The following is a 19,006-nucleotide window of genomic DNA, read 5'->3' as shown; positions in this document are numbered from 1 at the left end:
ATTAAAACCCATGTCTTTTTTCCAACCGCAACACATTCAACTCATCACCGACCCACAAGAATTAGATAAAATTGATGAAATTTTAAGCTGGGCAATTCGTAGCCAAGTTAAACCCAGACACAGTTTAGAAATCATCCTTTTTAAACTCTCAGAATGGGTAGCCGTTCCCATATCCTACGAAGATTATCTAACACCCTATCTGCACCAAATCCACCAAACCTTACTCTCACACGGCTATCAAGAACTGTGGGGCGTAGTTTTACTTGAAAAAAGCATTTGGGCTTATAAAGTTCCCCTAAGTATTGATAGCCTTATGGAATTTAATACACGCCTAGGAGGAGAGTGTACCGTCTTATTTAGCGGAGAAGCAGAACCAGACTTTACGCTGATCAACATAGAATCAGAACTTTACATATTGAGCGGCAAAAAACAACTAATTTGTGAAATTTTTGAGGACATAGATCAGGCTTATAACAGCTTTAACAAATTCGTTTCCGAGACTCCTATGCTAAAAACTTATCTACAACGTATCGCCCACATTCTCCAACATAACTATGAAAATTCAGAAATTGGTACCGAATTCCGCATTACTCCCTAACTGCAATTTCACTTACCTGCTGGTGAGCTAGAATGAAGCCGAGGATTTAACCGGCTTAGAACCTTGAAACCTAAGTGTCAAAATATTTATCCGGAAGGCACAAAAACCTGCTTTCTATGAAACGAAAATTCAAGAGTTAAATCTCAACTAAGAAACTCGGTTTCTCTTAACATTTAAAACTTGTGCTCTTTTGATGACATAAATGTAGCAAAACCGGCCCTTACGTCGGTTTTAGGCCGGTGGTAGGAGAGGCGGGTAAACAGGCAAGCTTACGCGACTTTCATCTTAGGGCAGTTAAATTTGAGGGAAAGAAGGTGAAAAGAGCCAATAAATTAGTTACTATCTTATATTGAAAATAGAAATAGTCGTTTCATCTCCCCAAGCTTATGAATCCTGCCCTGTCTCAATTTGGTGAAAAAATGTCCAACCTCACAGGGGTGCGGGCAATTATGAAAGATATTATTGAAACCCTGCAAGCTGGAAAAGGGCAGGAATTCATTAATTTAAGTGCCGGCAACCCGGTTATTTTACCAGAGGTTGAGCAACTTTGGCGCGACTGTACGGCGGATTTGCTGGCGAGCCCTGAATATGGCGAGGTGGTGTGCCGGTATGGTTCTTCGCAAGGATATCAGCCTTTGATTGATGCGGTGGTAAAAGATTTTAACCGGCGTTATAAGTTAAATTTAACCAGCCGCAATATTTTGATTACTCCAGGTTCTCAGTCGCTTTATTTTTATGCGGCAAATGCGTTTGGCGGTTATTCAAAATCGGGTCAGCTTAAACAAATTGTTTTGCCTTTGAGTCCCGATTATACCGGCTATGGTGGTATTGGTTTTGTGCCGGAAGCTTTGGTGGCATATAAACCAACTTTAGATATTAATGAAACCGCCCACTCTTTTAAATACCGGCCAGATTTCAGTCAACTACAAATTAATGAAAATACCGGCTGTGTTTTATTCTCCCGTCCTTGCAATCCCACCGGCAATGTGATCAGCAATGAGGAATTACAAAAAATTGCTGATTTGGCTGCGCCTTATGATGTGCCGGTGGTGGTGGATTCTGCCTATGGGCCTCCATTTCCGGCGCTGAATTTTACGGAAATGCAGCCGATTTTTGGCGGCAATATTATTCATGGTATGAGTTTATCAAAGGCCGGTTTGCCTGGGGAACGAATTGGGATTGCGATTGGTGATCCTGATGTGATTCAAGTGTTAGAAAGTTTCCAAACTAATACCTGCATTCATTCACCCCGTTATGGACAAGCAATTGCGGCGCGAGCGATTGAAAGTGGCGGTTTGGCAGATATTTCTGAAACCGTAATTCGCCCTTATTATAAACAAAAATTTACGGTGGTGGAAAGTACGCTGGATGAAGCAATGCCGGCAGATTTATCTTGGTTTTTGCATCGCGGTGAAGGGGCAATTTTTGCCTGGTTGTGGTTAAAGGATTTGCCGATTTCTGATTGGGAGTTTTATCAACAGTTGAAAACGGTTCGGGTGATTGTGGTGCCGGGAAGTACATTTTTCCCTGGTTTAAATGAAGAATGGGAACACAAACATCAATGTATCCGCATTAGTTTAACGGCAACGGATGAGGAAATAGAAACAGGAATGCGGCGTTTAGCTGAGGTTGTGCAAAAGGTTTATCAAGCTGGAAAAGTAGCGGCGATTGCCTAATTTTGTAGGGTGGGCTCTGCCCACCAATTAGCTATAACTTTAAAGCGAGGAAAGAGCAATGTCAAAAACTTTTTGGTTGGCTTTGCAGCGGAGTGGAGGAGTTTTAGGCGTGCTATTACTGGTAGCAGGTAATGCAGTTGCCTCTGTTCCAAATACGCAAAATTTGGTTAAATTAACTCAGTCTAATTCGCAGTTAGCACCGGCGGGAGTAAAGCCGACAGATTGGCAATTTCAAACTTTACAAAGTTTTTTCTTACGCTATAATTGTGTTCCGTTACCTAACAAAGTTTTGACTCGGTATGAATTGGCGGTTGCCATGAATAATTGCCAAGTCGTAATTAAGCAATTTACAACGGCAAATCCTGATTATAATTTTACCCCAGAAGAAATAGTAAATTGGCAAAAATTAGAACGAGAATTTGCCGTTGAATTAGCGCAAATTAGACAAAATCAGGCTTCTGGAAATAATAATATTGCTCCGCGTCCCCCGGCTCCTGCTGTACAAGTTACTCCTAGACCAGTTCCGCCGCCGGTGGGGAGTGTTTACCCTCTTGATGAAAGCAGCGGAGGGGGTAATGCTAATTTTGTGACAAGGGAAGATTCACCTCAACAAATCTTAATTAATCCAGGCGTTTCTTCCGATCCTGATTTTAATCGAGAGGGGTATCGCGTTTTTAATGAAAATACTTTTCAAAGAGCTACTAATAACCCTTTATCGACTTTTTCTATTGATGTAGATAGGGCTTCTTACAGCAATGTCCGTCGGTTTATTAGTAATGGTCAGCGACCGCCGAAAGATGCGGTGCGGATTGAAGAATTGATTAATTATTTTACTTACAATTATCCGCAGCCGTCAGATGATAAACCTTTTTCTATTACAACAGAATTGGCGTCTGCACCTTGGAATCCTAAACATAAGTTAGTAAAAATTGGCTTACAGGGAAAACGCATTTCTACGGAAGATTTACCGCCTAGTAATTTGGTGTTTTTGGTGGATGTGTCGGGGTCAATGGATGAACCGAATAAACTGCCGTTGGTGAAGTCTTCGTTGGGGCTATTGGTAAATGAATTAAGAGAAGAAGATCGGGTGACAATTGTGGTGTATGCCGGGGCTGCCGGTGTTGTTTTGCCTGCTACTTCAGGAAATCAAAAAGAGAAAATTATGGCGGCGATTGAAAATTTGAAAGCCGGTGGATCGACTGCCGGGGGGGAGGGAATTAATCTTGCTTATAAGTGGGCGGAAGAAAATTTTATTGATGGGGGAAATAACCGCGTAATTTTGGCAACGGATGGGGATTTTAATGTCGGGGTTTCGAGTGATGCAGAATTGGTGCGCTTGATTGAAGAAAAGCGAAATAGTGGTGTTTTTCTGTCGGTTTTGGGCTTTGGCACCGGCAATTATCAAGATGCAAAAATGGAACAGTTGGCAAATCAAGGTAATGGAAATTATGCCTATGTGGATAGTTTGCTGGAAGCAAAGAAAGTTTTGGTAAAAGAAATTGGGGCAACGTTGCTGACAATTGCTAAAGATGTTAAAATTCAAGTAGAGTTTAATCCGGCAAAAGTGCAAGCTTACCGGCTGATTGGTTACGAAAATCGACTATTGCAAGCGCAAGACTTTAATGATGATCAAAAAGATAGCGGTGAGTTGGGGGCCGGCCATTCGGTAACTGCTCTTTATGAGATAATTCCGGTGGGGATTCAAAGTGATGTGAAGTTGCCAGAGGTTGATCCGCTGCGCTATCAGCAAAATAATGTTGAGCCGGTGTCTCAAAGTAATGAGTTGATGCAGGTGAAGTTACGTTATAAGGCACCGAATGAGACAGTTTCGCAGTTGATTTCGCAGCCGGTGATGGATGGGGATGTTAGTTTAGCTTCGGCATCGTCAAATTTAAAATTTGCGGCGGCGGTCGCAGGTTTTGGTATGATTTTAAGAGAGTCGGAGCATAAAGGTTCGGCAAATTTTGACCAAGTTTTGCAACTGGCAATTCAGGCAACAGATGATGATCCAGAAGGTTATCGTGGGGAGTTTATTCGTTTGGTTGAAAAGTGCCGCTTGCTTCCAGATTTTCAAAAATAGGCTGTTTGTTTTGTAGGGATTTATAACTGAAAAATGACAAATGATAATTGGTTAGTGATTGGGACAATTGTTGCCGCGCAAGGTTTAGATGGCCAGATGCGAATTTATCCAAATTCGGATTTTCCTGAACGGTTTTTAGAACCGGGAAAGCGGTGGATCAGACGCAATGAAACAGAAGAAGCGAAAGCGATTGAATTGTTAGGAGGTCGGGAGGTTCCGGGCCGAGGAATTTATGTGGTGGAACTGGCGGGAATTAAGAATCGAGAGGATGCGGAAGCCCTACGGGGGTTTGAATTGTTGGTTCCTGATACTGACCGGCCTACTTTAGAAGAAGGCGAATATCATGTTATGGATTTGATTGGTTTGGAGGTGTTAAACCGGCAAACTAATCAAACCATTGGTAAAGTGGTTGATGTCATCCCAGCGGGTAATGATTTACTAGCTGTAGAATTGTTCGGTGTGGCGTCAGAAACTCCCCCCGAAGAACCTCAACCTATCCACCCTTCTGCTCGTCGCGGTGGTAGAAAACGCAAAGCTTCTAAACCGAGTCAACCGCCACAGGTTTTAATTCCGTTTGTTAATGAAATTGTGCCGGTGGTTGATTTGGAAGCTGGCCGGTTGGAAATTAATCCGCCTCCAGGTTTGTTGGAAGTGTAATTTTTCCTCTGGTAAACCCACATATTCAAAAATTGAATGCTTATCATCCCTTCTTAGCATCTCAATGGGCATTATGTAGTGAAATATACGAAAGCCAGGGGGTAAAATTTTTTAAATTAAGAGTGTCACAAAGTTGAGCGAGCAATCGCAATGGCGGCTTCAAAATAACCAGGATTCAAGCTGACCTCAAAATAAGCCGAAAAGTGAACTCAACTTTGATTTAATTAGGTAAGAGATTATGACGGTTTCAAGCATTTCTTATTCGTTCCAAAAATCCCCGCGTCCGACGATTGTTTCTCGCTTATTGCAACCGCTCCGTCATTGGTTGGATACAGTCAAAATTGATAACCGGCAACAGGCTAAACTAATTTGTCGGTTGATTCCTTCTCAATGTCCGTTTGAGCGAGATATTCAATTTTTTGGTAAGACTTTGTTTCACATTCCGCCAATGTGCAAACTCAATCCCTTATATGAGGAATTTGTGGGATTGCGTTTTCGTTCGTTATGTTTTCTGGCCGAGGTATGCAAAGAAGATGTTTCTGTATATTGCCGTTAAAGGCAGTTAGACTAGGAGGAGAGGCTTGAGGAAGGTGGATAGTAAAGATACTTCCTACGCCTATGTGACTTTCAAAACTGAGGCTGCCGCCGTGTAATTCTAGGGCTTTTTTGACAATGGATAAACCCAGGCCGGTGCCTTCAAAGCTAGTCGTATTTTTGCCGCGATGGAATTCTTCAAATAAATGTTTTTGGTCTTCTTCACAAATGCCTATTCCTTCATCTTTGATGCGAAAAATTGCTTGGTTTTGTTCGTAGGTTATTTCGCACTCGACTCCGCTGGCATCTGGGGAATATTTGACGGCATTTAAAAGTAAATTGATGAAAATTTGCCGAAAAATTCGCAAGTCGGTTTCTACTACCATAGACTTGCTATCTCGGCTGGATATTTTCAGGGTATGTTGGGCTTTTGTCATTACCTGAATATCTTGCCAAATGTCTTGGAAAAAAGGCTGAATTTCTAGCTGAACCGGCTCAAATTTTAATTTACCGGCTTCTGCTTTGCCAATGGCAAGGACACCATCGATCATGGCACTCATATTTCTAATCGTGGTGCCAATTTTGTCAAACCGGCTTTGTTTTTCGTGGGGTGCCATTTTTTGGCTGTGCAACTTCAGCAAGTCTGCGGAAGCTGCAATAATCGTGAGAGAGTTTTTCAATTCATGGGAAATCATCGAGGCAAACTGTGCATTAAGCTGGCTGGCTTTTTTTTCTTTTTCCAGGGCTTCTTGTAAGCGAAATTCTGCTTGTTTGCGTTCGGTAATTTCTTCTATGCTGCCTTCATATCCTACTGGTATTCCATAGGCGTTATAAGTCAATTTTACCGTTTCTGAAATCCAAATTCTACTTCCATCTAAACGGGTGATTTCCGATTCAAAACCCCGCACAACTTCTTGCTCTTGCAACAGGTTAATTAAGGCTTGATGCCGGTGGGGATCAACATAACGATGGAGTTTTAAATTCTTTAAATTATCGGTCAGTTGTTGAGTAGTTTCATAGCCATAAATTTTTGCTAGGGCTGGGTTTGCTGCTATAAAATGTCCGCTTTTTGTGGCTTGAAACATTCCAATAACGGCATTTTCAAAAATTTGCCGGTATTTTTCATTGCGTTGGTGGAATTTTTGCCAGATCCTTACTATCAATGGGTAATTAATGGAATGTTCGCTTATTGGTTGTTTTAAACTGATGTATTGTGGCAATTGGCCGATCAATTTTGCTCCCAACTCTAAAGACATCGCTTTATACCCACACTCAATTAGTTTGATTACTTAGAAACGGAAACGGCAATTTGTTGTCTGGCCGCCAAAATTTTGAAAAACTTAGTTTCGTAGTGCTAAAGATGGGTTTTGTAGAAGGTGCTGTAGCAATTTTTCGGCTTTGGCTATTGGCTGCGATTTATACCCCATCTCACCCAAAGTAGCACAACTTCTAAAAAATAACCTATCTCAAGGCATAGAAAATGTTACTCCTGCACATAAAAAAGATAAAACTTTTTCTAATAGCAGGTATAAGCCCAGCTAATGTTGGCCCCTAAATCAAAGGCAAAATAATTTCAAATTCCGTGCCGGTGTTGGCTTGCAAATCTCTATCATTGTGGTTTTCAGCCCCCCGCCAGCGAGATTTAAAGTTAAATTGTCCGCCATGCTTTGCAGTTACAATCCAATAGCTTACGGCTAAACTGGTTTCTTTTTCAACTCGTTTTTCAGCAGAAAAAGATTCTAAAATTTGCCGCTGTTTTTGGGGTGACATTCCGGGGCCGTTGTCGGCTATTTTAATCATAACACCCCGCGAGTAATGTGTCTCGTTGTTTTTTTGGTTCCAAGCACATACAGAGGTTGTAATTTCAATGCGAGGTTTATAAGTTGCTTTTGCCGGCAGATAAGTCAAGGCGGCATTCCTAAACTCTGCGGCAAATTTTTGGGTCAAAGATTGGTTGATGAGTGCGTCTAAGGCGTTACTGAGAATATTCATAAATACTTGGCTCAATTGACCGGCATAACAAGACAGCGGTGGCAAGAGTCCATAATTTTTCACTACTTCTATTTCTACGGTTAGCCGGCTTTTTAGCAGCAGCAAAACTCCATCCAAACAGGCGTGCAGATCCGCCGGTTTGGCATACACTTCATCAATATGACAAAAATTTTGCAATCCCAAAGCCAGTTTTTTTAAGCGTTCCGCGCCGGTGCGAATGCTGCTGAGAGTTCGCTGTAAATCTTCCTGCAAAAAATCAAATTCCATTTCTTCTTTGAGTTGGGCAATTTCTGCCGGCACTTCCGGTATCAATTGTTCATAAGCCTTAACAACTTCCATTAATTGTTGAACATAACTCGACACATAACTCAGGTTTCCCCAAATAAACCCTACGGGATCTAAAATTTCGTGCGCCACGCCATCCACTAACCGGCCTAAAGATGCCATTTTTTCACTTTGAATAATTTGCGCCTGCATGAATTCAAACCGCATCTGGGTTTCAATACCGCGAATTTGCCAGTAAGCAATATTTAACTCTTGGGCGTTTAATAATTGATAAATCTTGGTTTCAGTTTGAACCACCAAAGGTTCTCCTTGTAATTCGGGATTTCGCCGCAAGGCGTGCCGCGCTGCTTCCACAACTAACATTTTTCCGGGTAACACTAAAACCTGAGTGCGAGCATAACTATAAAGCACGCTCAAAGGTTGCTGCAAAAACAATTCTATTCCCTGCGGACGCAGCAAGTATTCTAGCAAGCGCTGGCGGGAGATCATGCCGATAAATTTGCCGTCAGAAAGCAAAATTGCCCCCGGAAGTAAGGGATGCTTTTCAAAAATTGCGGCAATAGCGCTGCCGGGGCAATTGGTTTCAACTTCAAAACTGTAAAGCGGCAATTCCTCCAAGGTAGACTCGATGCGGAGGTCTTGATTGCCAACATCCGATAAAACAGGCGCTTTTATTTCACAAGCAAATTCTTCTGGCACTTAAAACACATAATTCGCCGGCCAACCCGGACGCATAAACTTGAGCAGACAGGAAGCTGTGGTTTTAGCTTCAGACCATAGCCTAACATTATCTGCTGCTTATTAAACCAGTTTCCGTAACCGGCAACAAAATTTCAAACTCTGTGCCGGTTTCTATCTGGCTTTCCTCACTGTTAGCCCATCGGCTCGATACGTTCAGTTTGCCTGTATGTTTTTCCGTGACAATTTGATGGCTAATGGCTAATCCTAAGCCGGTGCCTTTTCCCAGGGGTTTTGTTGTAAAAAATGTTTCAAAGATTCTTCCTATAATTTCTGGGGGGATACCGGGCCCGTTATCTGTTATTTGGATAAATACCCATTCTTTTTGGTCAAATTCTTTGAGGCCGGTGCGGATGCTAATTTGCGGTTTCCATTCCTTTTTGGCCGTTTCTAATTGCTCCATTAAAGCATCGATTGCGTTGCTGATCAAGTTCATAAATACTTGGCTAAGTTGTCCAGAATAGCAGGGAATTGGCGGCACGTCACCGTAATTTTTGACAAGGTTAATATCATATTTAAGGCGGTTATTTAAAATTAACAGCGTGCTGTCGATACATTCGTGAATGTCTGCCGGTTGCGGTTTCTTTTCGTCGAGGTGCGAAAAGTTTTGCAAACTGGCGACAATTTTGGTGAGCCGGTCGGCAGCTATTTTGACGCTTTCAATCATTTTTGGCATATCTTCTCGCAAAAAATCTAAGTCTATTTCTTCTTTAGTCTGTTCAATTAGGCTTGGGTCTTTTATGTCTATTTCGTCGTAAATTTCTTGGAGATAAAGCAAATCTTGAAAGTAATTTTCCACAAATCCCATATTCCCAGAAATACAGTTAACTGGGTTGCGAATTTCGTGGGCTACCCCGGCAACCATTCTCCCCAAACTTGACATTTTTTCTGTTTGAATCATTTGGGCTTGGGTTTGTTCGTGGAGCAGTTGGGCTGTAAGTTGGTGGATATGAGATTGAGCAATTAATAACTGGTGAACATCTAAAAGCCGATAATTTTGCGGGGCGAGTTCAACGACTATCGGCTCATAAAGTAATTCGGGGGAACGCTGTAAAGATTGATGGGCTGCATTGACAATGGTGGTGTTTGCCGGCACCACTAAAACATCTGTTTGGGCAAACCGATATAATGCCTCCACAGGACGGCGAGAAAATAGCTCAACTCCATAGGGCCGGCTTAGGTGTTCTAAAAACCGCCTGCGCGAAATCATTCCTGCTAGTTGGCCGCCTGGGGTGATGAGAATGGCACCAGGAAGTAATGGATTTTCAGTAAATGCTTTTGCCAATTCTTTGCCTAAACAACTGGCATCGGCAATAAACTCATGGAGTGTTAAATCTCTGATCGTTGAGTCTATTCGCAGGTTGCCGGTGTAGAGTTGATATCTCGTCACCTGTTTTACTCCTTCACAAAGTTGATTGCTAGCCAACATCTTTTTTTACCCCGGTTATGCTTGCTTTAAATGTTCAGTTCAACTTTTTATATTTTAAGCTATTAGGGACACTTTTACTCTTAATTTTTCTGGCTTTTAGTCTTAACAATAAAATAATTATGCCTTAAACTATAATTAAACTCTTGAGAGCTTTTTGGCGCATTAAACCTTATTTGAAAAGTAGATTCTGACAAATTTATAGCCCTTGTGGCAATTTATTGTCTACTCGCAGCTAAAACTTGGGATAATTTTACCCTAAAATTGCGTTTTCAAAACTACACAATTTCGCCCTTTTGCTTTAGCTTCATAAAGCGCTTGATCTGCTAGGGCAATGAGGTCTGCCGGTTCTGTGTCGTGGCTGGGAATCATGCAAGCTACTCCATAGCTGAGGGAAACAAAACCGCACTCTGAGCGAATATGAGGCAGTTTTAACGAATGCAAACCGGCCCGGATGGCTTCTGCAACATAAACACCACCGGCGCTATCGGTATTCGGCAAAATAATCGCAAATTCTTCACCGCCATAGCGAGCCACCAGATCCGCAGGCCGGTGAACCGAATTGCTCAACAAACTCGCACAGGATCGCAAACACATATCCCCAGCTTGGTGTCCGTAGGTGTCGTTATAGCTTTTAAAAAAATCCACATCACACAAAATCAAAGACAAAACCAAATTTTCACGACCAAGACGACGCCATTCTATTTCTAAATATTCATCAAACCGGCGACGGTTAGCAATGCCGGTTAAACCATCAATACTAACTTGACGTTTTAATTGTTCATTTGCCGTTTCCAACTTTTGACGAGTTTGTTCAAGTAATTGGGTGGCGAGTTGATGAATTTGCGATTGAGCAATTAATAATTCATGCAAACCAAGCAATCGCTGAACTTGAGGGGCTACCTCCACAACAATCGGTTCATAAAGTAATTCTGGGGGCCGGTGTAAAGATTGGTGCGCTGCTTCTACAATTAATTTTTTGCTGGGAAAAATTAACTCCTGGCTATGAGCAAAGCGGTATAAAAATTTAAGTGGTCGTGGCAAAAACAAATCCACACCGTAAGGCCGGCTAAGATTTTCCAAAAACCGATGCCGCGAAATCATGCCGATAAATTTCCCCGCTTCCGTCATAATTACTCCGGGTAAGAGAGGATTTTGGTTAAATTTTTCGGCGATTTCTTTACCGAGATAATGCGATTCTACCTGACAGTCCCAAAGCTGCAAATCTTCAAGCGTTGAATCTAAACGCAGCTTTTGGCAAGAATTCGCCAGTAGGGGCGATGAGAATGTGTCAAAGCGGGAGGCGCTGAGCATATAGTTACTTATAGTTTCCTCACTTTGGAACCTGACAGTCGTTGCCACCGAAAAATTTAAGGATTTTTTAATGTTAACGGCGAGATTTTTTGCTTATTTCAGATGGCTTGATTTTACAAGCAATTTATGATCTATCGTATATTATCAAATCTTGTTTTTAACAATTAGGCAAGGTTTTGTGAAAAAAAAACACGGCCCACGCCCGCAAATGTTTAAATAATTTTTACCTAGCTTTAACAGAGTTTTAACTTATTTATGTAGGTTTGTTTTAGTTGAACCCCACAATTTTGATAGCCAGTGGTTGTTGCTAGAGGGGAAGTTAGCTTGTAGAGTTCGGCTACTCGTAAATCTTCAATTCACATTAAATCCACAAAATCCTCAAGCTGGAATTTCCGCAGATGGAGGCCATTTTTGACTCATTTTAATTTGTTTGAGGGGAATTTGGATCACAAATTCAGTGTTTTGTCCAGGGGCAGAAATACATTTTAATTGACCCCCATGTTTTTCTGTAACAATGCGGTAACTAATCGAAAGCCCTAAACCGGTGCCTTTGCCGACAGGTTTGGTGGTAAAAAATGGATCAAACAAACGAGACTGCAAAGCAGCAGGAATACCAAAACCGTTATCAGAAATGGCAATTGAAATCTGCCCAGATTTGAGTTCGCTACGAATCCAAATTTGTCCTTTATTCTGTTTGGCATCCAAGTAGCCGGTAGCAAAAGATTCTTCCACCGCCTCAATGGCATTACTAATAATATTCATAAAAACTTGATTGAGAGAGCTAACATAACACTCCACGCCGGGCAAATTTCCATAATCTTTGATAACTTCAATTTCTGGCCGCCAATGTTGCGCCTTTAAGCGGTTATTTAAAAGCAGCAACGTATTTTCAATACCCTCATGGATATTAACTTTTTTTAGTTCCGACTCATCCAAGCGGGAAAAGTTACGCAAGCAGCGGACAAGATCCCTAATTCGTTCGGAACCTGTTTGAATGGAAGTCAAAATTCTCGGCAAATCTTCTCGCAAATAACCTATATCGATTTCCTCAGTTAGTTGCTCAATTTCTGGCCCCGGCTGCGGGCCGTATTTTTGATAGGTTTCTAGCAAAAATAGCAAATCTTGAAAATACTTCCGCGCAAAAGGTAGATTACCGTGAATAAAACTTACAGGATTATTAATTTCGTGAGCGATCCCGGCCACTAAACTACCCAAACTCGACATTTTTTCACTTTGAATTAATTGTGCTTGGGTTTGTTTAAGCTCACACAAAGTTTGTTCTAAATTTTGGGTTTGCTCTCTCAATTTATCGTAAGCAGACTCTAGTTGAATATTCGCTTGCCGTAGTTCTTCTCTCGATTTTGCCTGTTCAAGTCGAACACCTAAAATGCGACAGGCAGCTAAAACCATTTCTTTGATCCGGCTGTTTTGAATTGGCTCAGGATGATTGGAATGTAAAGTCAGAACTGCTAACACAGTGCCATCACTAGCAGGAATAGGAAACATGATAATTTGTCCCACCGGCAACTCGCAGCCATCAATGCTAAATTCAAGGTGGCTGGCATAATCTTCTATTACTAAAGTTGTGCCGGTTTGTACAACTTGCCCCAGGAATTCTCGATCCTGATCGGCACTTTTTTGCAAACCTGTTAAAATTTCCGTCACAACCCTTTCTCCAAAATTGGCAATAACTTGGGCTGAAACGTAATTCGTCAACCAACAGGATCGCCAGTTTTCAGCATCGCGCTCAATAACTTTCACATCTCCAAAAGCTGCATGAGTAGCTTGAACCAAATAAGTTAAAGCAAAATTAGCAATTTCATAAAGATCGCTCGTACTTTGCAAGCGTTCAGTTACACCCAACAAAAAACAAAGCCGCTCAACTTCATCATTTAATTGCTGCTGGCTGGTTACATCCACCAATAAACCATTCCAAAAAATATTTCCGTTCGCTTGCCGCGACGGTTGGGCATCCCATTGCAGCCATTTAATTTCCCCGGAAGGTAAATTAAACCGGCCCAGCCAATTCCAAGATTCTAAAGCATCTGCTGAGTTCTTAATCGAATCATAAAAATAATCTCGGTCATCGGGATGAATCATGGCTACCAAAGTTTCCGTATCCACATCCATTGCACCGGCATCTAGCTCAAAAAAATCTCCAAAATTTGGGCTCAGAAATAAAAAACTCAGAGAGCCATCCTTCCTGAGCAAAAATTGATACATCAATCCGGGGATACTTGCGACGCAAAGCCCAGAATTTTTAACCGGCTGGTGAGGGGCTGTTGCTACGCTGCCGGTGGCTAAAGCCCTTATCCCTGAAGTTTGGCCGCTCGATAGAGGTAGATTAGCGATCATTTGAGGAGTCATGGAGATGCTGGGGTTCTAAGAAAGTAGATGCGGGATGAACAAATAGAGGGTTTAAAAGGCCAATAAAAAAAATATTTACCGAATTCAAAAAATGTTAAAACACTTAAAAAAAATATCTAAAACCTTCTAAAACCTGATGAGAACGGAAAACTTTAAGAAAGTAAAGTGGCTCTTATCATAATCATAATTCCACTTATTATTCTTACAATTTTTCTCGCTCACAGGTTCTTCAACTAGCAAACACTTATCACTTTTTTATTTGTAATCCAAACCCCACGCAAAGTGCATCTGCCTAGAGGTTTATTGTCAAAGTGCATAAAAAGGCTCCTATGGATGAGTTTGTCCGTTATTTCCAGAAATTGAGCAAAAAATCAGTATAATTATCAGGTTTTCTTGGGTCTTATACGTTTTAAATTTTTTTAAGTTCCCTTCCAAAAAGTTGAAAAGCATATCTACCTTAAGGTAGATGATCAGCTAACTCTGCATTATTAAAATTAAACGCTTAGACCCTGCTTTTTATGGTAGGGAATCATAAAAAGTGTGTTTTTAGTTTCAGTCGGCCCGCTCACCAATGTTAAAAACACATCAGCCTCGAAACCCCCTCTGTAGGAATCTAATATCACACAGGAATATACACAATGACTGCAATAAACGGAAATGGAGAAGGTTGCGCCCGTTGTGAAACGATCCCCAGCAAAATAGAGGGAAGTGGCAGACTATACCTGTGGTTTCCCGTCAAACACACCCTTAACAAAATCTTGTCTTTCCTGAAAAATCAACAGTTAACTTATCATCTTCAAGAAGAAAAATGTTTGTATATTATCTTAGATAAAGAAAGCAAAGAATGGTTTCTCAATGTGTTGTCGGCCAAACTCTCTAGCAAAGAACTCAAAGAAAGCCAAGCTTTGTGGATGCCAAACCTGGAAGAAGCACAATTTAAAGACTTTTCGCGGGTAGTATCTCTGCAAAACTTCCTTAGCTTAGGACAATCTGACTGGTTATTAGATATGTTAGCAAACGAGCGAATAACCAGCTATTTTCAGCCTATTGTTTATACAGAAGACACCTCACAAATTTTCGCCTACGAAGCGCTGCTGCGAGGAATAGATGAAAACAATAGCGTCATTGCCCCAGGACGGATTTTTGCTCAGGCAGAATCAGCCGGTTTAATATTTCAGTTAGATGCCTTAGCAAGATCAAGCGCCATTAAACAAGGAAGCTTGCATGGCATCAAAGAACATTTATTTATCAACTTTTCGCCAACCTCTGTATATGATCCCACTACTTGTCTACGAATGACCGTGCGAGCCATTGACGAAGCAGATTTTTCTCACGAGCGGATTGTGTTTGAAGTTGCAGAGTCCGAACAACCCCCCGATATTTCCCACCTGACTAAAATCTTGAAATTTTATCAAGATGCCGGCTTTTTAATCGCCCTTGACGATTTTGGCAGCGGCTATTCCAACTTAAATTTAATCCATCAACTGCGGCCAGATTTTGTCAAATTAGATATGCACTTAATCCGCAACGTCCATCAAGATCCTTACAAAGCTTTAATTACCGAAAAACTCTTAGAAATCGCCCACCAGTTAGAAATAAAAACAATCGCCGAAGGCATTGAAACCGAAGAAGAACTACACTGGCTGCGCGAACGCGGGACAACTTTTGTGCAAGGTTTCTTAATAGCTAAACCCAGCACTCCCCCCGTAGCCACCACCCCCAAATTTAGCGAAAAAATGGTGGCATTACCGGCTTAATGCGGCAATTTTCAACCTAAAACCTTCAACGGGCTGGCAGTTGCTTGATCGCTGCCAGCTTTTTTGCTGCATTGTTCCGGGTGCCACTACCTCTTTGATAAGATGTTGTAGGTTATGAACTTTCGCGCTCCCCACACACTACATGAATCAAATCAACCAGGCTTTTACAATCTTTTTAAGCTTGCTGGTAGAAGCGATCCCCTTCTTGCTGCTCGGCGTCTTATTTTCCGGTTTACTGCTGCTATTTGTCGATGAAGCCAAATTAGTCAAAATGATGCCCCGCAACCCCTTCTTAGGAGCCTTAGCCGGCAGTTCAATCGGATTTTTATTTCCAGTATGCGAGTGCGGAAACGTGCCCGTAGCCAGACGACTTTTAATGCAGGGAGTCCCTGCGCCGGTGGCTATAGGCTTTCTACTCGCCGCCCCCACCATCAATCCCATCGTTATTTGGGCAACCTGGACAGCCTTTCGAGAACAGCCAGAAATTGTAGTTTTGCGCGTCGTACTTTCCTTAACCATTGCTACCATAATAGGCTGCGTTTTTAGCGCCCAAGCAGACCTCCGCCCCGTCTTACAACCGGCCCTCGCACGCGCCATGCCTCGCTACATTCCCCCAGGAAAAAAAGCCATCGATAGCGGCGAAACTGCTTCAATGTTATTACAATCTGGCACTTATTTACTCGGTCAACCAGGCGCGCCATTACGTCTTGACTCTACGATGCTACAACCAAATTTAATTGCCGCCAACAGCGCCAAAAAACCCCTCGCAGACAAATTACGTTTACTCGCAGATAATACCATCCAAGAACTCCGAGAATTAGGAGCAGTTCTCGTTATTGGCAGTGCCATTGCCGCGATTATTCAAGTAGCAGCCCCCCGCGATTTTATCCTTAGTTTAGGACAGGGGCCGGTGACATCAATTTTAGCCATGATGGTACTCGCCGCCGTCGTCTCGATTTGTTCGACTGTAGACTCATTTTTTGCCCTTTCTTTTGCCTCGGTTTTTACCAGCGGTTCCCTCCTCGCCTTCTTAGTTTTTGGGCCCATGATTGACCTCAAAGGCATTGGTTTAATGCTCTTTCTCTTCAAGAAAAAAGCGATCATTTACCTCTTTGCCCTCGCTGCCCAACTCACCTTTCTTTTCACTCTGTTAATCAACCTGCACTTTAGTTAAAACCTCTGGCATGACTTCTATTTCTGCAAACAACAAGTCTCCCAAAAAAATCCCCACCTTTTTACTACCTTGGCTAGATGTTTTAGCCATAGGAACCTGGGGAATTTTGATGATAAAATATTGGCTCACCGGCAAACTTTATCTACTCATTCACCCTGATTTCTTTTGGCTAGTTATTGCCGGAGGGTTTGGCTTACTCGCCCTCAGTGTCTTTAAAACAGTCGAACTTCTCAGCCAATTAAAGAAAAAACCGTCAAATTTGCCCGCCCCAAACGTTCAACATTTAAGCGTATTTCCCCCCGGAATTGGCAGCAGTTTATTATTAATCACCGCTTTGCTAGGTTTAGCCATCGAACCACAAGTTTTTTCCAGCCAAACCGCTTTAGATCGAGGCATCACAGACTTTGTTAGTTTAACTCGTTCCCAACCCCAATCTTTTCGCTCAAATACCCGCCCAGAAGACCGTTCGATTATTGATTGGGTGAGGACTTTAAACGTTTATCCCGAACCGGATGCCTATACCGGCCAAAAGGTAAAAGTGCAGGGTTTTGTGATTCATCCGCCAAATTATAGCGAGGAATACATTATTATTGCTCGGTTTATTTTGACTTGTTGTGCAGCGGATGCTTATCCTGTCGGGTTGCCGGTGAAATTAGCCCAAAATCGCAGCGCCTATCCCTCCGACACTTGGTTAGAAATTGAAGGTGAAATGATCACCACTAATTTAGGCAATAAACGTCAGCTAACTATTGAGGCGCAGACGCTTACAAATATTCCCAAACCCAAAAACCCTTACGACTATTAAACCCTAAAAAATCGTGAAGCCAATGTCTAGCTCACCCATCAAATTTAAAGAATTTCTACAACCCCTTGATCGTGCAGCCCTGGCGGTAATGTTAGTGCTGGGCATCTTAATAGCACTGTTATTGCTACAAGGCGACCAAACCGTTCCCAGAGTGCGAGATTTTAGCTGGGAAAATAAACAAATAGGAGGGCAAGAAAGGTCATTTACCCTCACATTTAACCGGCCAATGGATCGCCCCAGCGTCGAAGAAAACTTGCGAATTGAGCCGCCTTTACCCGGAAAAATCAGTTGGGCCGGTCGCAAAATGGCTTACACCTTAGAACAACCGGCCCCCTATGGAACCAGCTACGAAGTAAAATTAGAAAACGCCAAAGACCGGCTCCATAAAAATGCAGAAAATCAAGCAAGAATCGCCCCATTTTCCGGCACTTTTCGCAGTCGAGATCGCGCTTTTGTTTATTTAGGAATTGAAGGCAAAGAAGCCGAAAAATTGATGTTAGTTAATCTAACACAACAACAAGAACCGATAATCTTGACACCGCCAGATTTAGGTGTTATTGATTTTATTCCCTTTCCTGATGGCTCTCGAATTTTATTTTCTGCAAGAGATATTTCCCAAGGAGATCAAAGTGCCCTAAATGCCAAAATTTATACCGTCACCACCGGCATTCACCCCACATCGCCAGGCGAAGTTGAACCCAAAATCGAACAACCAGGAAAACTTGACTTAATTTTAGATAATAAAGACTACCAAAACCTCAAATTTGAATTATCACCTGACGGCAAAACCATAGTGGCGATGCGAGTCAACCAAAAAAGTCCGGGGCGTGATTTTGGTTTATGGATGATTCAACCACCCGCACCCCCAAAACCAATGAACATCCAAGGCGGAGAATTTTTAATTCACCCAGATAATCAATCAATTGCCATTACCCAAGGTCAAGGCGTCGCAATTTTACCCCTAGATGCTGCAAAAACCGATACAAAACCCTTGGATTTTTTACCCAAATTTGGCCGGTTGTTGAACTTTTCCCATGATGGAGCAAGCGCAGCAATGGTAAAGTTTAATGATGATTATACGCGCTCACTGTTTTGGGCAACAAATCAAGGAAACCAAATTGAAGTTTTTCGCACCACCGGCTCAATTATCAGCGCTCAATTTGCCCCCAACAATAAAAACCTTTATTGTTTGTTAACCCAACTATTAACCAACGGCCAAGACTACCGAGAAGAGCCTTATCTTGCCAAAGTAGAATTAAAAAGCAATGCCATTCCCCAAGCCTTAGTTAGCCTTCCAAAACAGCGAGAAGTTGACGTAAGTTTATCAGCGGATGGTTTAGCCCTGTTATTTGATTTAGTCGTCACAGATCGGCAAAACCAAATAGCGGAAGGCCCGCGTACAAATTCCGGTGAAACCATTATTACAAGTAACTTGATGTTGTTGCCATTGCTCCCTGAAGATAGCGAAGGTCAAAAAGCCCTCAAACCTGAAGAATTACCCTTTACAGGGCTGCGTCCCCGCTGGTTGCCCTAAGAAACATTCTTTTGGAAAACCTGCATAAAACCATCAAAGCTTCCCCAATAGAAAACTAAAGGCATTCAC

At 42.1% G+C, this 19,006-nt stretch carries 14 protein-coding genes; 9 read left to right on the top strand and 5 right to left on the bottom strand.

Annotated elements, in window-relative coordinates; all coding sequences use genetic code 11:
• Window positions 1–10 precede the first annotated feature (10 nt).
• From NG798_RS08625 to NG798_RS08605, 5 genes are all read left to right on the top strand, one after another.
• Window positions 11–598 (top strand): hypothetical protein, encoded by a 588-nt coding sequence (locus NG798_RS08625; protein WP_261221951.1) that lies wholly within the window; start codon window positions 11–13, stop codon window positions 596–598.
• Window positions 599–984: 386 nt separating this feature from the next.
• Window positions 985–2,274, top strand: coding sequence for a valine--pyruvate transaminase (locus tag NG798_RS08620; RefSeq protein ID WP_261221949.1), 1,290 nt, complete (start codon window positions 985–987; stop codon window positions 2,272–2,274).
• Window positions 2,275–2,332: 58 nt separating this feature from the next.
• Window positions 2,333–4,354, top strand: a complete 2,022-nt coding sequence (locus tag NG798_RS08615; RefSeq protein ID WP_261221947.1) for a VWA domain-containing protein — start codon at window positions 2,333–2,335, stop codon at window positions 4,352–4,354.
• A gap of 33 nt (window positions 4,355–4,387) precedes the next feature.
• Entirely contained in the window at window positions 4,388–5,011 is a 624-nt protein-coding gene (rimM, locus tag NG798_RS08610; RefSeq protein ID WP_261221946.1) for a ribosome maturation factor RimM, read from the top strand.
• 238 nt (window positions 5,012–5,249) lie between these two features.
• Window positions 5,250–5,567, top strand: a complete 318-nt coding sequence (locus NG798_RS08605; protein WP_261221943.1) for a Mo-dependent nitrogenase C-terminal domain-containing protein — start codon at window positions 5,250–5,252, stop codon at window positions 5,565–5,567.
• On the opposite strand, the gene NG798_RS08600 is transcribed toward NG798_RS08605, so the two are convergent.
• The 5 genes from NG798_RS08600 to NG798_RS08580 all read right to left on the bottom strand — a co-directional run bounded on the left by NG798_RS08600 (window position 5,470) and on the right by NG798_RS08580 (window position 13,667).
• On the bottom strand, window positions 5,470–6,801 hold the full coding sequence (locus NG798_RS08600) for a PAS domain-containing sensor histidine kinase (protein WP_261221942.1): 1,332 nt from the start codon (window positions 6,799–6,801) through the stop codon (window positions 5,470–5,472). The genes NG798_RS08605 and NG798_RS08600 overlap by 98 nt on opposite strands.
• A 295-nt stretch (window positions 6,802–7,096) precedes the next feature.
• On the bottom strand, window positions 7,097–8,521 hold the full coding sequence (locus NG798_RS08595) for an ATP-binding protein (protein WP_261221941.1): 1,425 nt from the start codon (window positions 8,519–8,521) through the stop codon (window positions 7,097–7,099).
• Between the two features lie 88 nt (window positions 8,522–8,609).
• Window positions 8,610–9,989 carry a sensor histidine kinase gene (locus NG798_RS08590; protein WP_261221940.1) on the bottom strand — a complete coding sequence of 460 codons (1,380 nt, stop codon included), beginning with the start codon at window positions 9,987–9,989 and terminating at the stop codon, window positions 8,610–8,612.
• Between the two features lie 255 nt (window positions 9,990–10,244).
• On the bottom strand, window positions 10,245–11,300 hold the full coding sequence (locus NG798_RS08585) for a GGDEF domain-containing protein (RefSeq protein ID WP_261221939.1): 1,056 nt from the start codon (window positions 11,298–11,300) through the stop codon (window positions 10,245–10,247).
• 378 nt (window positions 11,301–11,678) lie between these two features.
• Window positions 11,679–13,667, bottom strand: coding sequence for a sensor histidine kinase (locus tag NG798_RS08580; RefSeq protein ID WP_261221938.1), 1,989 nt, complete (start codon window positions 13,665–13,667; stop codon window positions 11,679–11,681).
• Between the two features lie 638 nt (window positions 13,668–14,305).
• Here NG798_RS08580 and NG798_RS08575 point away from each other — a divergent pair.
• The 4 genes from NG798_RS08575 (at window position 14,306) to NG798_RS08560 (ending at window position 18,937) form a co-directional block, all read left to right on the top strand.
• Window positions 14,306–15,424, top strand: a complete 1,119-nt coding sequence (locus NG798_RS08575) for an EAL domain-containing protein (protein ID WP_261221937.1) — start codon at window positions 14,306–14,308, stop codon at window positions 15,422–15,424.
• Window positions 15,425–15,566: 142 nt separating this feature from the next.
• On the top strand, window positions 15,567–16,598 hold the full coding sequence (locus NG798_RS08570) for a permease (RefSeq protein WP_261221935.1): 1,032 nt from the start codon (window positions 15,567–15,569) through the stop codon (window positions 16,596–16,598).
• Between the two features lie 10 nt (window positions 16,599–16,608).
• Window positions 16,609–17,403: a TIGR03943 family putative permease subunit gene (locus NG798_RS08565; protein WP_261221934.1), complete on the top strand. Its 795-nt coding sequence runs from the start codon at window positions 16,609–16,611 to the stop codon at window positions 17,401–17,403.
• A gap of 22 nt (window positions 17,404–17,425) precedes the next feature.
• On the top strand, window positions 17,426–18,937 hold the full coding sequence (locus NG798_RS08560) for an Ig-like domain-containing protein (protein WP_261221932.1): 1,512 nt from the start codon (window positions 17,426–17,428) through the stop codon (window positions 18,935–18,937).
• Window positions 18,938–19,006 lie beyond the last annotated feature (69 nt).

It is taken from the genome of Ancylothrix sp. D3o (genome assembly GCF_025370775.1).
Classification (GTDB): Bacteria; Cyanobacteriota; Cyanobacteriia; order Cyanobacteriales; family Oscillatoriaceae; genus Ancylothrix.
This window is presented reverse-complemented; position numbering and strand designations above follow the sequence as displayed.

Excerpts from the sequence above, each read along its gene's own strand:
- NG798_RS08625 (WP_261221951.1), top strand. The coding sequence starts at position 11 with ATGTCTTTTTTCCAACCGCAACACATTCAACTCATCACCGACCCACAA.
- NG798_RS08620 (WP_261221949.1), top strand. The coding sequence starts at position 985 with ATGAATCCTGCCCTGTCTCAATTTGGTGAAAAAATGTCCAACCTCACA.
- NG798_RS08615 (WP_261221947.1), top strand. The coding sequence starts at position 2,333 with ATGTCAAAAACTTTTTGGTTGGCTTTGCAGCGGAGTGGAGGAGTTTTA.
- rimM (WP_261221946.1), top strand. The coding sequence starts at position 4,388 with ATGACAAATGATAATTGGTTAGTGATTGGGACAATTGTTGCCGCGCAA.
- NG798_RS08605 (WP_261221943.1), top strand. The coding sequence starts at position 5,250 with ATGACGGTTTCAAGCATTTCTTATTCGTTCCAAAAATCCCCGCGTCCG.
- NG798_RS08600 (WP_261221942.1), bottom strand. The coding sequence starts at position 6,801 with ATGTCTTTAGAGTTGGGAGCAAAATTGATCGGCCAATTGCCACAATAC.
- NG798_RS08590 (WP_261221940.1), bottom strand. The coding sequence starts at position 9,989 with ATGTTGGCTAGCAATCAACTTTGTGAAGGAGTAAAACAGGTGACGAGA.
- NG798_RS08585 (WP_261221939.1), bottom strand. The coding sequence starts at position 11,300 with ATGCTCAGCGCCTCCCGCTTTGACACATTCTCATCGCCCCTACTGGCG.
- NG798_RS08580 (WP_261221938.1), bottom strand. The coding sequence starts at position 13,667 with ATGACTCCTCAAATGATCGCTAATCTACCTCTATCGAGCGGCCAAACT.
- NG798_RS08575 (WP_261221937.1), top strand. The coding sequence starts at position 14,306 with ATGACTGCAATAAACGGAAATGGAGAAGGTTGCGCCCGTTGTGAAACG.
- NG798_RS08570 (WP_261221935.1), top strand. The coding sequence starts at position 15,567 with ATGAATCAAATCAACCAGGCTTTTACAATCTTTTTAAGCTTGCTGGTA.
- NG798_RS08565 (WP_261221934.1), top strand. The coding sequence starts at position 16,609 with ATGACTTCTATTTCTGCAAACAACAAGTCTCCCAAAAAAATCCCCACC.
- NG798_RS08560 (WP_261221932.1), top strand. The coding sequence starts at position 17,426 with ATGTCTAGCTCACCCATCAAATTTAAAGAATTTCTACAACCCCTTGAT.